This is a genomic window from Phenylobacterium sp., from assembly GCF_031181185.1.
GTDB lineage: Bacteria > Pseudomonadota > Alphaproteobacteria > Caulobacterales > Caulobacteraceae > Phenylobacterium.
Map to the genome: position 1 here is coordinate 1 of NZ_JAPSKZ010000096.1, position 14,249 is coordinate 14,249.

The window sequence follows — 14,249 nt, forward strand, 5'->3', positions numbered from 1 at the left end:
GACCACCTGCTGGTTGTCGACGCTGAAGCTCATGATCGCCACGCCTGCGGCCGACACCAGGCCGAAGATCAGCAGCGCCACCATCATCTCGACCAGGGTGAAGCCTTTCATGCGGGCCCCCGGAACACGGTGATCTCGCCGGCCGTGCGGCCGTCGCGCCCGGTGACGATCACATCGAGGCGCAGCATGCCGGGTTCGCCGGTGCGGCTGACCCGACGGGTCCAGCGCCAGGTCTCGAGGCCCGCCTGGTCGGCGCCGCGCTCTTCGCCCACCGCCGGCGGCGCGGGCGCGGTCAGGGCCTCGATGGCCCGGTTCTCGGCCACGACGCTGGCGAACAGCCGGGTCTCCAGCGCTTGGGCGGTGCGGGTGTTCTCGCCGGCCAGGTTCAACAGCGCCAGGGCGCCCAGGCTAAGGACAGCCATGGCGACCAGCATCTCGAGCAGCGTGAAGCCCTGTTCAACGCGCATCGGCATGGACCTGAGTCTCGCCTTGGGCGTCCACGGCGATGCGAACCGCCCGTGTGCGATTGGATAGCCGGATCGTCGCCGGCTCGGCCGCGCCGGTGGTGTCGAAGCGCACGGCTTGACGGCCGTCCGCCGCCTCGACCGCAACGGCGAGGCCTTCCGGCCAGGTCTGCGGTTCGAAGGGGCCGCCGTCCAGCGGCTCCCAGGCGCCGCGCCGCTGCTCTCGGAAGCGGTAACCGTTCGCGACAAAGGCGACCTCCACCGGCCGGTTCTTGGCCAGCGCCTCCTCGCGGGCGTGCTCCAGCCGCGCGGCGAGGCGCTCGGCCTCGTCCGCGAGGCGCGGACCGTCGGCGGGCAGCGTCATCAGCACCGCGCCCGTCAGCAGGCCCAGGATCGCGAGCGCGACCATCACCTCGACGAGCGAGAAGCCGCGCTCCGATGCGGGCCTAGCTCCAGTTGCCGATGTCGGCGTCATCGCCTTCGCCGCCCTGCTGACCGTCCGCGCCCATGGACCAGACATCGAAGCGTCCGTGCTCGCCGGGGTAGCGGTAGTGGTAGGGGTTGCCCCACGGGTCCTGCGGCAGGCGGCGGATGTAACCGCCCTCGCGATAGCGGTCCGGTCGGCTGAGGCCCGGTGGCGGGCTCACCAGGGCCGAGAGCCCCTGTTCGCTCGTCGGGAAGGTCAGGTTCTCCAGTCGATAGGTCTCGATGGCCTGCTCCAGCACCGCGACGTCGGTGCGGGCCTTCTCCTTCATGGCGCGGTCCTGACTGGGCAGGACGTTGATCATCACCACCGTGGCCAGCAGACCGATGATGACGACCACCACCATCACCTCCACGAGAGTGAAGCCGGCTTCGGCGCGGCGGCGGGTCTCAGCGGGCAAGGTCATGGCGTCTCTCATCAGCGGTAAGCGAGCGTGTTGATCTGGAGGATGGGCAGCAGGATCGAGAGGACGATCAGCGTGACGATCAGGCCCATCACGATGATGATCGCCGGCTCAAGCAGGCTGAGGGCGACGGCGACGACGGCGTTGACCTCGCGCTCAAGGTATTCGGCGGCGCGGCCCAGCATGACGTCGAGCCGGCCAGCGTTCTCGCCGCTGGCCGCCATGTAGATCAGGATCGGCGGGAACATCGCCGCCTTGCGAAGGGCGCCAGACAGGCTGCCGCCCTCGCGGACGAAGGTGGCCATCTCCGACACGGCCGCGCGCTGCGCCTGGTTGTGCACGGTGGGCGCGGTGAGCAGCAGGCCTTCCAGCACGGGGACGCCGCTGGCGATCATCGTCGACAGGGTGCGTGCGAGCCGGGCGGCGTGCAGGTCGCGGATCAGCTTGCCCACCAGCGGCAGGCGCAGCAAGGCTGTGTCGAATCTCAGGCGCAGGTCAGGCTGGCGCAGCGCATGGGCCGCGCCCGCGCCCGCCGCGACCAGCAGCAGCAGGACCAGCCAGCCCCAGTCGCGCGCGCCTTCGGCCAGGAAGATGATCGCGCGGGTCAGCCACGGCAGCCGCTGGCCCATGCTGTCAAATTGCTCGACCACCTTGGGCACAACGAAGGTGATCAGGGCCACCACCACCGCCAGCGCTGTGCCGGCCAGCGCCATGGGATAGATCAGGGCCACCAGCATCCGGCTGCGGGCGGCCTCGTCACGCTCCAGCAGGTCGGCCAGCCGCTCCAGGATCTCGGGCAGCGCGCCCGAGCTTTCGCCCGCCGCCACCATCGCGCGGTAGAGTCGGGGGAACGCCTCGCCCTGCCGGGCCATGGCGTCCGACAGGCGGTGGCCTTCCAGCAGGGCGGCGTGGGTCGCGAGCAGCACGCGACGCTGGGCCGGCCGCTCGGCCTGCATGGCCAGGGTGCGCAGCGCCTCCTCCAGCGGGGCGACGGCCACCAGCGTCGCCAGTTGGCGTGTGATCAGGGCCAGGGCCCGGGGGCCGATGCGGTCGGGCAGCAGGCGGAAGCTGCGCGCGGCCGGCCGATCGGCGGCGGGCGCCAGCTTTACCGGCGTCAGCCGCCGGCCCTGCAGCTGCTCGCGCGCGGCGCGCTCGGTCGCGGCGGCGATCACGCCCCGGCGCGGGCGGCCGGCGCCGTCCAGCGCAGTGTACTCAAACGCCGACATGCTCAGCGCTCTCCTGGCGGCTGACCCGGATCGCCTCCTCGACGGTGGTGATCCCTTCGGCGACGTAGCGGCGGGCCTCGCTCTGCAGCGTGCCGCCCTCGTCCGGGAAAGCAGCCTTCGCAATGGCGTCCTCGTCCGCGTCTTCTGCCACCAGCCTGCGGATGCGGTCGTCGACGCGCAGGGCCTCGTAGACGCCCACGCGGCCGACATAGCCGGTCTGACCGCAAGCCGGGCAGCCCACGGGGCGGAAGCAGACATGACCGCGGGGCATGCCGATCATGCGAGCCGTGGCCGCATCGGCGGGTTCGGGCCGGCGGCAGGCGGTGCAGAGGCGGCGCACCAGCCGCTGGGCGATGACCGCGCGGACCGTGGAGGCCAGCAGGAACGGCTCGACGCCCATGTCGCGAAGTCGCGTGACCGCGCCCGCCGCGTCGTTGGTGTGGACGGTGGACAGCACCAGGTGCCCGGTCAGGCTCGCCTGGACGGCGATCTGGGCCGTCTCCACGTCGCGGATCTCGCCTACCATCACCACGTCCGGGTCCTGGCGCAGGATGGCTCTCAGCCCGGCGGCGAAGGTCATGCCCACCTTGGCGTTCACCTGCGTCTGGCCCAACCCCTGGATCGCGTACTCGACCGGGTCCTCGATCGTCAGGATGTTGCGGGTGGCGTCGTTCAGCAGGGAAAGCCCCGCGTACAGCGTCGTCGTCTTGCCGGAGCCTGTCGGGCCGGTGACCAGAATGACCCCGTTAGGCTGGCGCAGCGCCCCGCGGAACACCTCCAGCGCGCGCGGCGACATGCCCAGGTCCTCGAGGCCGAGCGCGGCCTGGTCCTGGTCGAGGATCCGCATGACCACCCGCTCGCCGGCCCGCGCCGGCAGGGTCGAGACCCGGACGTCCAGCGCCCGGCCGCCCAGGGTCAGCGAAATGCGCCCGTCCTGGGGCACGCGCTTCTCGGCGATGTCGAGCCTCGCCATCACCTTCACCCGGCTCACCAGCAGCGGTGCGATCCGGTGCGAGAGGTTCAAGACCTCCTTCAGCAGGCCGTCGACGCGAAGCCGCACGACCAGCGCCGTCTCGAACGGCTCGATGTGGACGTCGGAAGCGCCTTGGCGCACGGCCTCGGCCAGCACGCCGTTGATGAGCCGGATGATGGGCGCATCGTCCTGGGCGTCCAGCAGGTCCGCCGTCGCCGGCAGCTCGTCGACGAGGTGGTCCAGGCCGCCGGCCATTTCGAAATCTTCGGCCGGCGCAGCCAGGCCCTCGCCCGCATAGGCTTCGGACAGCCGCCGCTCGAACTCGGCCCGGCTCAAGAGCTCGACGCGCAGCGGCACGCGCAGGGCGCGCCGGGTCTCGATCAACGCCGCCGGCTCGCCGCCCTCGCGCAAGCCGACCACCGCCGTTTCGCCGAGGTCGAGCAGCAGGACGCCGTTCTTCTTGGCGAAGCCATAGTCCAGGCGCGGGAGTTGGCTCATCGGGCGACCGCCGGGGCTGGCGCGGGGGCCGGAAGCGCCGTCGGCGGCTGGGCGCGGAGGTACTCGCGCACGAGCGCCTCCAGCTCGCTCTGGCGCGCGGGGTCGCGGGCGGCCTGCTGGTCGCGGATGTATTCGTACTTGGGCCCGGTCACCGCGCGCGCCTGGGCGGCGTCGCCCACGATCTTCGGGCGGATGAAGACCATCAGGTTGGTCTTGGTCTTCTGTTTGTTGGTGCCGCGGAACAGCGCGCCGACGCCGGGAATGTCGCCCAGCAGCGGCGTCTTCTCCACCGATGCGCGCTCGGTCTGGTCCAAGAGGCCGCCCAGCACGATGATCTCGCCGTCGTCGACGTTCACGGTGGTCTCGATCTCCCGCTTGTTGAGCACGAGTTCAGTGAAGTTGGCGCTGACCGGCCCGGCCACGCTGGAGACCTCCTGACGCAGGAAGAGCGTGATGGTGCCGCCGGCGTTGATCTGCGGCGTGACCTCCAGCTGCACGCCCACGTTCTGGCGGGCGATCGTGCGGAACGGGTTCTCGTTGTTGGCGCCCAGGCTCTCGCCTGTGGTGATCGGAACCTCCTGACCCACCAGGATCGTGGCCGACTGGTTGTCTAGGGTCATGATCGACGGCGTCGAGAGCAGGTTCGAGGCGGTGTCGGATTTCACGGCGTTGATCACCACCCCGAACAGCGCGTCGTCGCCGATCTGGCCGCCGCCGCCGATCAGGGCTCCGTTCGCCGCCAGGAGCGAGCGGATCGCCGTCTCCCGCAGCAGCGCCTTGGCCTCATCGTTGTCCGGCAGGTTCTTCTCGGCCGCTGCGGCGCCCAGCAGCGCGGTGAGGTTCGGCGCAGTATTGGAGTAGTTCGTCGCCGTGAACGGAATGGCCGAGCCGTTGATGCCGGCCAGCGCGAACTGCACGCCCAGCCGCTTGGCCGCCTCGTCCGAAATCTCCACGACGACGGCTTCCACCAGCACCTGGCGGCGGCGCACGTCGAGCTGGCGGATCACCTCGGACAGCATCCGCTGGGTCTCGGGATCGGCGGCGATGACGATGGCGTTGGCGCCCGGATAGCGCGCGATGTTCGCTCGGGCTGGACCAGTGGAGGCGGGCGCCGGGGCCGGAGCTGGCGCTGTCTCCTGGGAGGCGCCCTGCCCGCGGCGGCCCGCCGGCGTCGACGCCGCTGGCGCGGCGGACGGCGACTGGCCCACGAGCTGCTGGAGCACGGGCACGAGCTGCTCGGCGTTGGCGTGCTGAAGTTGGACGACGCGGACGTCGCCCGCCGTCTCGGCGCGCCGGTCGAGGTCCGCCACCATCGCCAGCAGCGGCCGCACCGCCTCGGCCTCGCCCCGCAGGATGATCGAGTTGCTGCTCTCCACGACCACGATCGAGACGACGCCGTTGCGCGCCGCGGGGTCCGAGCCCGGCGCCTTCAGAAGGTCGTTGAGCACGCCGGCGATCTCGCGCGCCGAGCTGGACCTCAGAGTAACCGTCTCGGTTACGCCGCGGTCCTGGTCGATTTGGGCCAACAGCCCACGGATGCGGCGCAGGTTGTCCGCGTAGTCGGCAACCACCAGCATGTTGCCGCGGGCGATCGGCTGGATCGCACCCTGGCGGCCCACGAGCGGCTTCAAGGTCTCGGCGGCCGAGACAGCGTCCAGGTGGCGCAGGCGGATGACCTGCGTGGCGAAGCCGTAGCCCGACGACGCGCCCAGGGTGGCGGGCTGGGTAGCGGCGCCTTCTTCCGGCGCGATGCGGTAGGCGCCCGAGCCGGTGGGGATCGCCACCAACCCATTGGCCCGCAGCGTCGAGAGAAGCACGTCGAAGAGCTCGGCCCGCGACAGCGGCTCCTGGCTGGCGACCGAGACCTTTCCCTGCACGCGCGGGTCGATGATGAAGGTGCGGCCCGTGGCGCGCGCCACGTCCTGGATGAACACCCGAATGTCGGCGTCCTGCAGGTTGAGCACCTGCTCCTGGGCCACCGCCCCGGGCGGCAGGGTCGCGGTCATGGCGCTCGCAAGCAGGGTTAGGGCGAGGAGACGTCTCAAGGGGCCATCCGGATGCGAGTGGTCATGACCTGGCCGTTCCGCTCGAAGCGGAGTTCGGCGCCGGTCGCCTGGGAAAGTTCGTCCTGCAGCTGGCTAACCCGCTCGGGCGTCAGCACGACCCCGTCGACGGCCAGCAGTACGTCGCCCCGCTGAAGGCCGGCCGCGCGCAGCGCTTCGCCCGAACCGCGCGGGATCACTTGGTAGCCGGCCAGCTGACCGTCCCTCCGGCGGGGCGTGAGGCCGATCTGGTCCAGCAGTCGCTTGACGTTCACCGCCGGGGCTTCGCCCGCCGACGCAGAGGGGCTGTGCGCAGGCGTCGTGATCGGCAGGACGGCCGCACCGGGCGCCGGTCTCGGGAAGCTCACGCGCTGGCGGGCGCCGCCGCGACTGAGGATCACGTGATCGGCGCCGACGACAGTCAGAACCAGCCCAGGCTGGACCTCATCGCCCACGTCATAAAATCGCTGCTGCCCCTCGGATCCGAGGATGGCCGATCCGCGGCCGCCCGGCAGGGCGCGGACGCCATAAAGGGTGAAGCCCTCGGAGGAGGCCGCCTGGACCGTCGCTGGTCCCCCGCCGCCGGCGACCCGGAAGAAGGGATCGAACTGAGCCAGGATCGACAGGTCGGCGCGAGGCCGCTGGGCGGGGCTCGCCGCGACGGGGCTGCCCAAGGGGCTCGACGGCGTGGCGAGCAACCAGGTCAGGCGGGCCGCCTGCACGGCGAGCGCGGCCGCGAGGGCGATCTCCAGCGCTGTCAGCACGCTGCGTGGACGCACCGCGCCCATAGTCTGAAGATCGAACCTCAACGCATCCCCCGTTGCCGCCGCGGACCGCGGCGGGACGGCGAACTCTTGGCGGACGACGCCGACGTTCCCGTGAAGCTTGTGCGACGTTGCCGTGACAGTCGAGCGGGCGGCCGCGGCGAAGCGCCGCCACCGCCCGACCTCTGCCTCAGAACCGGGCCGACAGGCTGACCGACAGACTGCGGCCGAGCTCATAGTTATTGAGCTTGATCTCGTCGCCGCCCCGCGATTGGTGCTCGTCGAACTCTTCGCCCAGCAGGTTTCGGGCCTCGACGCCGAACGTGAACTCCTGGCCTCGCACCTCGAACTTCTGCCGGAAGGTGAAGTCCAGTAGGATGCCCGGATCCTGGACGAAGTCCGGCGCGCCAGCCTGGCCGCGGGCGGTCACCCGCTCGCTGGCGTAATTGGCGAGCAGCGTCGCCTGCGTCATGCCATCTTCGGTCTCGAAGCCGAACTGCACGTTCGCGAGGTGCTCGGACTGGCCCTGCAGCGGGCTGCCGTCGATGACGAAGTCTCGCGCCGGCGCCGGCTGGCCCGAGGACGTCCGGGGATAGACCACGTCGCCTTCGTCCACCTTCACCTCGGCCTTGGTGTACGTGTAGTTCGCGCCCACGAACCAGCGCAGGCCGTCCACCCAGGGCTGGTCGAAGGTGGGTTCGAAGAACTTCTTGAACTCGGCCTCGACGCCCCAGAGCGTCGCCTGCGGCGCGTTCAGGAAGCTCTGTTGCAGGCCTGAGCCGGACTCGTTCACCACCGACTCGATCGGCTTGTCGATGTCCTTGTAGAACACGCCGACCGTCGCGAACTGCCCCCGGTCGAAGTAGCGTTCGTACCGGGCGTCCAAGTTGATGAGTTCGGAGTCCTCCAGATACGGATTGCCGATGAACGTGCGGTCCGACTCCGGGTCGAGGTACAGCTGCGGCGCCTGCTCGCGGAACTGAGGCCGGGCGATCGTCTTGGAAACCCCAAAGCGCAGCTGCTGATCCTCAGCGAAGTTCCAGGTCAGCGTTGCGGCCGGCAGCAGATAGTCGTTGTTGAGCTCGCGGCCCTCGCCCTGAGTGGCCGAGAAGAGGTCGAGAGCGCGGACGAACTGCTCACCGCTCTCGTAGCGGGCGCCGACGGTCGCGCGAACGGCCGGGAAGATCTCGCCTTCCGCCTGGATGTAGCCGGCGTTGGTGGTCAGTTCTGCCTCGTAAGCGGCGGCGCCGTCGGAGCCCGTCACTTCACGCAGGATCAGGCCATTCGGTCCGATGTTGTAGTCGGAGTAGAGGAAGTCGACGCGCTGCATCTGGAAGGCGATGGACGGCGTCTGGTTCATGGTGAACCGGAACGCTCGGCTGTCCGAGAAGCGCTCGTTCTTATAGTAGGCGTACCCTGCGGACACCGTCATGTCGGCGATCAGGGGATTCTCCAGCCGGTACTTGACGTCGATCCCGAAGCCGGTGGCCTTATCCTCCAGCTCGCTGAAGCGGATGAAGTTCGCGTCCGACTGCGGGTTGTGCAGATAGACGCCGTCGACCTGGCGGTAGCGCACCTGGCGTTCGTAGGGGACGTCGCGCTCGGTGCGCGCATAACTACCGCGCCAGTCGATCTCCAGATCGCCGAAGCGGTGTTGGCCGGTCAGCTGGGTGTCGATCAGCTCGCGCTGGTACCAGGAGGTCCAGTCGTCGCGGATGTAGTTCGAGGCCCGCGAGCTCTCGCCCTCGACCGAGCGGGCTTCCTTCGTGACGTTGCGGACGTAGAAGTTGGTCCACTTGAAGGTGTGATTGTCCAGCTCCAGCGCGACGCTGGTCAGGCCGTTGATGACGATGTCGTTCTGGGTCGAGAACGACCGCAGATCCTCGAGCACCGACAAGCCTTCGAGATCGACGACGCCTTCCTGCTGGACCGCGTCCCGGTTCGACCAGCTCGAGTCGTACCCCAGCACGGCCACGACACCGAGCGTGCCCCAATCCATGGGGAAGGACGTACCGGCAGCGAAATCCACGCTGCCGTTCAGGGGCACGTCGTTGGTGGACTGCAGCAGGTTGATGTTGGCGTTCTGGAAGCTGCGGCCCATGACCGTCAGCTCCTGGGCGGAGAAGTTCGTGGCGTCGATCCGCTTGCCGGTCTCAATGCCGCGGCGGATCGCAGCGGGAAGTTCGCGGGTGCCGTCATCGACGCCCAGCCAGTCGGAGTCGCCCCCGTAATAGGTGAGGCCGCGCTTGAGCGAGGTCTCGTCGTTCATGCCGACGCTGAAGCCCAGGGAGACGAACCCGTCGTCCGGCACGTCCACGGTGCGCAGGTCGATCAGGCCGCCGCCGAACTCGCCCGGCAGGTTCGGCGAGTAGGTCTTCTGGACATTGACCCCGGCCAGAACGTTCGACGGGAAGAGGTCCAGCGGCACCACGCGCTGCAGCGGCTCGGGGCTGGGCAGCGGGGAACCGTTCAGCAGGGCCGAAGAGTAGCGCTCGCCCAGACCGCGCACGTAGACGAACCGGCCGCTGACCACGCTGAGACCCGCAAGACGGGTGAGCGCTTGGGCGGCGGTATCGTCGCCCTGCCGGACCAGGTCCTCAGGCGTGACGATCGAGGCGACCTCGGAGGTCTCCCGCATCACTTCGGGGATGTACTTGCCCCGGACCACGACCTCCTCGACCTCCTGGCCCTGATCGGCCGCTTGGGCGTGGACGAGGCCGGGCGCCATCAGCGCGGTGGTGCAGAGCAGCAGCCCGAAAAGCGGGCGGTGGAGCTTGGTCATGGTCTGAGATCGCCTCTGGAGTTCGACGGTGCGAAAGGGGCGGAGCGCCGGGCCCCGCCCCGCGCAATCAGCAGCTGCTGTTGGCGGCGAGGCCGCAGGTCCAGCCTTGCCACCAGGTGTCGTTCGCATCTCGAACGGCGCCCACGTAGTTGGTGGTGTCGAAGAAGGAGTAGATCGCCTTCGGGTCCACCGCCGGCCGCGCCGTCTCGTTCGGGCCGTTGATGAAGCCGTTGAGCGAGGCCGTGAACGCCGAATTGTTGTTCGATCCGGCGTTGAACAGCGTGCCCGTGGCCGCCGCGTCCACGCCCGAGTCGTTGCGGAAGGCGATGGCGCAGGAGAAGTTCACGGCATCCCACCGGGGTGCGGCGGCGACGGTCGCGTTGTCGTCCACGTCCAGGCACGCCACGGCGCTGTTGGCCGAGGTCATCACACCGTTGATGAAGCGGCCGCCCGTGCCGGTGTTCAGCACCTGCAGGTCGCCGGCGCCGGTGCGGCCAGAGCCGATCACGGTGAAGTTGGCGAACTTCGGCTGCGAGTTCAGCGAGGCCTGCACGCCGGCCGAGCTCTGCTCGAACGCACGGTCGCCGCCGTTCGGCCGCTGCCGGACCAGCAGGTACTGGATTCCGCCGCGCCAGCCTTCATCGGTGTCGATCGAGTCGTCGTCAGCACCCGTGATCACGACGCGCTTCGCGTTGACCGTGCCGCCGAAGAACTCGATGCCGTCGTCCGAGCTGTTGTGCACCTGCACGTACTCGATGGTCGTGCCCGAGCCGACGCCCAGCAGGCTGATGCCGTTCAGTTCGCGGTTCGGCTGGACCTCGAAGCCGGGGTAGCGGATCTGGACGTAGCGGATGCGGCCCGAGTTGTCGGTCGGGCTGTTGCCGCCGTAGAGCGAGATCCCGCCCTCGAACGTGGCCACGCAGCTGATGCTGGGCGGCGTCGCCCCTGAGGGGCACGACGCGATCGGCGCACGGCCGGCGATGACAATACCGCCCCACTGGCCGATCAGGTCGGCGCCGGAGTTGCCGTCGAGGTTCGAGCGGCTGGTGAAGATGATCGGGTTCGTGGCGGTGCCTTCGGCGAAGATCTGATTGCCGCGCTGCACGTTGATGTAGTCGAGGCCCCCCGAGCCGTAGAGGCGCACGCCGGGTTCAATGGTGAGGATGCCCTGCTGCGTGCCCGGCAGCGGGTTGGCCGGGTCGGCGCCGCGGTCGTCGCCCACGTCCACTCGGCCGCTGATGGCGTAGACAGTGCCGGCGCGAGCCGTGAGGACCAGGTTGCCAACGATCTTCGCCGGCAGCTGGCACGCGCGCAGGGTGCCGTTCGCGACGGTGCCGATGTTGGCGAGCCCCGCGGGGCAGTCGGCCGCAGGCGTGCCGGGCGGCGGATCGCCGCCGCCGTTGTTGCCGCCGCCGCCATTGCCGGGCGGGAAGGCGCCTTCGCCGGGCGAGGCGACATTGTCGGCGCCGCCGCCGCAGCCCGCCAGGGCCAGCGCGCTGAGCGACATAACGAGAAGGGTTTTCAGCTTGGTGACGCCGGTCATCGTGTTCTCCACCGTGGCTTCTGGCGGCGCACGCGAGACCTGAGTGCGGAGTCCATCCCCCGGACCCCAGCCGCCCGCCTGCCCAGGCGGGGTTCTAGGGATGCGCTATGACAGCCCCCCGACAGAAGCGTGACAGTCCTGTTGCAGAGCTTGCCCGCGCGGACGCGAAAAAAAAGCAGGGTCCCGGGCGCGAAACCCGAGACCCCAGGGCGGAGGACGCTCTCGCAGGGTCCTCTGCGCACCGCCGACGTGCCATGGACCCATGACGCCGCGACGACATCTGATCCTGGCGGCATCCGCCGGCGATGTCCGGCAACTTCCGCAACGGCTCGACTGCCGCACTACGTCGGAATCACAAGCGGACACCTCCAACGTCCGATCCCGACCCGAAGCGGACGTTCGTGTCGGCGCGCGAAGCCGACTTTCGCGCCCATGCCCGCTGCGCGCCCTGACCTGCCCGCTACGAGCGTCAGCTAACGATCGGGATCCGAACTTGATCGGCGCGCGAATACGGGCGTTCGCAGGTCGAACGCAGACCCGGTGTCACTCGACCGCTCTCTGCAGCGCGTCCGCCAAGCGATCGGCAAGACGCAGGCGGTCCGCTTCGTCTTCGAGGCCGTTGTTGTCGATGGCTCGGGACATCGCCGCGCCCATGATGATCGCACCCACCGTGCGGGCGCGGATCGGCGCATCCGCTCCACCCAGCCAAGCCTCCATGGGTTCGTAGAACCGCTCCTGCGTGTTCCGCCGGACCAGCGGCCCGGCCCTGGGGGAGGACGCAGAGCGGAGAATGATCTGCAGCACCGCCAGCTTATGGTCCTCGACCGGGTCCAGCAGCAGCATCCGGGCCGCCCGGGCGCCGAACTCCTGGCGCGGGCCATCCAAGAGGTCGCGGACCGAGCCGCTCTCAGCGAGAACCGCCGCCAGCAGCTCCTCCTTGGATCCGAAGTAGCGCAAGACCAGCGCCGGATCGACGCCGGCGTCGCTGGCGATGCCGCGGACACTCGCCACGTCGTAGCCCTCTTCCGCAAACCGCGACCGTGCGGCCGACAGGATGGCGCCCCGCGTCGCAACGGCGTTGCGGGCGCGGATCGGCCCTTCGGTCTGCGTCATGGTTGCTCCCTGCTCATGTCCACACCTGTTGACTTACACCGATCGACACCATAAGTCACCGGCCGTTGACTTACTGCCACGCGCCTCCCCAGCGCGTCCGAGGGATAACCGATGCGAACCTTCCGAACGCTCGCGCTGATGGCGCTGGCGAGCTTGGCGCTTGTTGGCTGCGGACGGAAGGAGGGACCTCCTGTCGCGGCCGCCCCGGTTGTCTCGGTCGCCGCGCCCCTCAAGGCCACCGTCCGTGACTGGGACGACTTCACCGGCCGTTTCGAGGCCGTGCAGCAGGTCGACGTCCGCGCCCGCACGGGCGGCTACCTCCAGGCGGTCCACTTCCGCGACGGCGAGGTGGTGCGCAAGGGACAGCTGCTCTTCACACTCGATCCGAGGCCCGCGCAGGCCCAGCTCGCCGCCGCCCAGGCTCAGGCCGGCCAAGCCCGCACGGAACTGAAGCGCGCCGAGAGCTTGCTCGCGGCGAAGGCGATCTCCCAGGAGGAGTACGAGAGCCGCCGATCGGCCGCGGCCGTCGCGGAAGCCACCCTCCGCGCGAGGCAGCTGGACGTCGAGTTCACGCGTGTCACCGCGCCGATCGCCGGCCGGGTCTCGGCGCGGCGGGTCGATCCAGGCAACCTGATCGCCGGCGGCACCTCGGCGGGCGACGTGCTCACCACCATCGTCTCCGCCGACCCGATCCACTTCGTCTTCGACGCCTCGGAGGCGCAACTGCTCAAGCTCCAGCGGCAGGCCGGCGGGGTGAGGTCTGCGCCGGTGCAGGTGCGCCTGCAGGACGAGGCGGAGTACCGCTGGGAAGGGAGCGTCGACTTCCTCGACAACGCGGTCGACCCGCAGTCGGGCTCCACCCGCATCCGCGCCGTAATCGGCAATCCCAACGGCTTCCTGAAGGCCGGCATGTACGGCGCCGCCCGGATGGCCGGCGCGGGCGCCTACGAGGCCCTGCTGATCCCCGAAACCGCCATCGTCGCCGATGGTCCGCGCAAGATCGCCTACGTTGTCTCTCCGGACGGCGCCCCGCAGAGCCGGCCCCTGACGCTGGGCCCAGCGATCGGCGGCCTCCGAGTGGTCCGCGCCGGCCTGCGGCCAGACGACCGCGTGGTGGTGAACGGGGTCCAGCGGGTCCGTCCGGGGCAGAAGGTCCAGGCGCGCAACGTCGCCATTCGCCAACAGCCCCCCACCGCCGGGTCTCTGGCCGCGCCGTCAGCCGCGCCGGCCGCCACCGGCTCCATCGCCCGCTAGGCCGCTTCACATGAAGTTCTCCCGCTTCTTCATCGACCGGCCGATCTTCGCCGGCGTGATCTCGGTGTTCGTGGCCCTGCTCGGCCTGTTCGCCTACCCGCAGCTGCCGCTTTCTCAGTACCCCGAGATCGCCCCGCCGACGGTGGCGGTGATGGCGAACTACCCCGGCGCCTCGGCCGAGACGCTCGCCGAGACCGTCGCCGCGCCCCTGGAGCAGGAGATCAACGGCGTCGAGGGCATGCTCTACATGACCTCGTCCTCGTCGAACGGCACGGTGCAGCTGACCGTGACCTTCGAGCCGGGCACGGACCTCGACGCGGCCCAGGTGCTCGTTCAGAACCGTGTGGCGCTCGCCGAGCCGCGGCTGCCCGCCCAGGTGCGCCAGATCGGCGTCACCGTGAACAAGCAGCAGACTGGTTTCCTGATGCTGATCGCGCTGACGTCCAAGGACCCGGCCGTGGATGTCGATTACGTCGGCAACTATGCCAACTCCACTTTGCGGGATCGGCTGCTGCGGGTGCCCGGCGTCGGCGGCGTCCAGCTGTTCGGCGGCGGCTTTTACTCCATGCGGATCTGGATCGACCCGCAGAAGGCCGCCGCGCGCAACCTGACCTCGCAGGAGATCGTAGCCGCGCTGCAGGCCCAGAACGTGCAGGCCTCGGGCGGCGCGCTGGGCCAGGCGCCGGCCGACCGAGGCGTCGCC

13 protein-coding genes are annotated in these 14,249 nt (G+C 69.8%); 2 read left to right on the plus strand and 11 right to left on the minus strand.

What is annotated here, in order from left to right; genetic code table 11:
• From RIF93_RS12710 to RIF93_RS12760, 11 genes are all read right to left on the minus strand, one after another.
• The coding region (locus tag RIF93_RS12710) for a type II secretion system protein (protein WP_309091836.1) at positions 1 to 111 on the minus strand (111 nt) is incomplete at its 3' end.
• Positions 108 to 473 (minus strand): type II secretion system minor pseudopilin GspI, encoded by a 366-nt coding sequence (gene gspI / locus RIF93_RS12715; protein WP_309091824.1) that lies wholly within the window; start codon positions 471 to 473, stop codon positions 108 to 110. The genes RIF93_RS12710 and gspI, both read right to left, overlap by 4 nt.
• Entirely contained in the window at positions 457 to 984 is a 528-nt protein-coding gene (locus RIF93_RS12720) for a GspH/FimT family pseudopilin (RefSeq protein WP_375163878.1), read from the minus strand. The genes gspI and RIF93_RS12720 overlap by 17 nt, the downstream gene beginning before the upstream one ends.
• Positions 911 to 1,354, minus strand: coding sequence for a type II secretion system major pseudopilin GspG (gene gspG / locus RIF93_RS12725; protein ID WP_309091826.1), 444 nt, complete (start codon positions 1,352 to 1,354; stop codon positions 911 to 913). Before gspG ends, RIF93_RS12720 begins: the two co-directional genes overlap by 74 nt.
• An 11-nt stretch (positions 1,355 to 1,365) precedes the next feature.
• A complete protein-coding gene (gene gspF, locus RIF93_RS12730; protein WP_309091827.1) occupies positions 1,366 to 2,577 on the minus strand; it encodes a type II secretion system inner membrane protein GspF in 1,212 nt (403 codons plus the stop codon).
• Positions 2,564 to 4,048 (minus strand): type II secretion system ATPase GspE, encoded by a 1,485-nt coding sequence (gene gspE, locus RIF93_RS12735; protein WP_309091828.1) that lies wholly within the window; start codon positions 4,046 to 4,048, stop codon positions 2,564 to 2,566. Before gspE ends, gspF begins: the two co-directional genes overlap by 14 nt.
• Entirely contained in the window at positions 4,045 to 6,054 is a 2,010-nt protein-coding gene (gene gspD, locus RIF93_RS12740) for a type II secretion system secretin GspD (RefSeq protein ID WP_309091829.1), read from the minus strand. Before gspD ends, gspE begins: the two co-directional genes overlap by 4 nt.
• 35 nt (positions 6,055 to 6,089) lie before the next feature.
• Complete coding sequence (locus RIF93_RS12745) at positions 6,090 to 6,869, minus strand: type II secretion system protein N (protein ID WP_309091830.1); 780 nt, start codon at positions 6,867 to 6,869, stop codon at positions 6,090 to 6,092.
• Positions 6,870 to 7,044: 175 nt separating this feature from the next.
• Positions 7,045 to 9,636: a TonB-dependent receptor domain-containing protein gene (locus RIF93_RS12750; protein ID WP_309091831.1), complete on the minus strand. Its 2,592-nt coding sequence runs from the start codon at positions 9,634 to 9,636 to the stop codon at positions 7,045 to 7,047.
• Positions 9,637 to 9,703: 67 nt separating this feature from the next.
• The gene (locus tag RIF93_RS12755; RefSeq protein WP_309091832.1) at positions 9,704 to 11,179 is read right to left on the minus strand and encodes a hypothetical protein; all 1,476 of its coding nucleotides are present in this window, start codon (positions 11,177 to 11,179) and stop codon (positions 9,704 to 9,706) included.
• Positions 11,180 to 11,722: 543 nt separating this feature from the next.
• On the minus strand, positions 11,723 to 12,292 hold the full coding sequence (locus tag RIF93_RS12760) for a TetR family transcriptional regulator (RefSeq protein ID WP_309091833.1): 570 nt from the start codon (positions 12,290 to 12,292) through the stop codon (positions 11,723 to 11,725).
• Positions 12,293 to 12,403: 111 nt separating this feature from the next.
• Here RIF93_RS12760 and RIF93_RS12765 point away from each other — a divergent pair, with 111 nt between their 5' ends.
• A complete protein-coding gene (locus RIF93_RS12765; RefSeq protein WP_309091834.1) occupies positions 12,404 to 13,546 on the plus strand; it encodes an efflux RND transporter periplasmic adaptor subunit in 1,143 nt (380 codons plus the stop codon).
• Positions 13,547 to 13,556: 10 nt separating this feature from the next.
• Positions 13,557 to 14,249 (plus strand): efflux RND transporter permease subunit (locus RIF93_RS12770; protein ID WP_309091835.1); only part of this gene is annotated, 693 nt, incomplete at its 3' end.

Coding starts and splice junctions, on each gene's coding strand:
- gspI (WP_309091824.1), bottom strand. CDS start 473: ATGCCGATGCGCGTTGAACAGGGCTTCACGCTGCTCGAGATGCTGGTC.
- RIF93_RS12755 (WP_309091832.1), bottom strand. CDS start 11,179: ATGACCGGCGTCACCAAGCTGAAAACCCTTCTCGTTATGTCGCTCAGC.
- gspG (WP_309091826.1), bottom strand. CDS start 1,354: ATGACCTTGCCCGCTGAGACCCGCCGCCGCGCCGAAGCCGGCTTCACT.
- RIF93_RS12760 (WP_309091833.1), bottom strand. CDS start 12,292: ATGACGCAGACCGAAGGGCCGATCCGCGCCCGCAACGCCGTTGCGACG.
- gspD (WP_309091829.1), bottom strand. CDS start 6,054: ATGACCGCGACCCTGCCGCCCGGGGCGGTGGCCCAGGAGCAGGTGCTC.
- gspF (WP_309091827.1), bottom strand. CDS start 2,577: ATGTCGGCGTTTGAGTACACTGCGCTGGACGGCGCCGGCCGCCCGCGC.
- RIF93_RS12720 (WP_375163878.1), bottom strand. CDS start 984: ATGTCTGGTCCATGGGCGCGGACGGTCAGCAGGGCGGCGAAGGCGATG.
- RIF93_RS12750 (WP_309091831.1), bottom strand. CDS start 9,636: ATGACCAAGCTCCACCGCCCGCTTTTCGGGCTGCTGCTCTGCACCACC.
- gspE (WP_309091828.1), bottom strand. CDS start 4,048: ATGAGCCAACTCCCGCGCCTGGACTATGGCTTCGCCAAGAAGAACGGC.
- RIF93_RS12765 (WP_309091834.1), top strand. CDS start 12,404: ATGCGAACCTTCCGAACGCTCGCGCTGATGGCGCTGGCGAGCTTGGCG.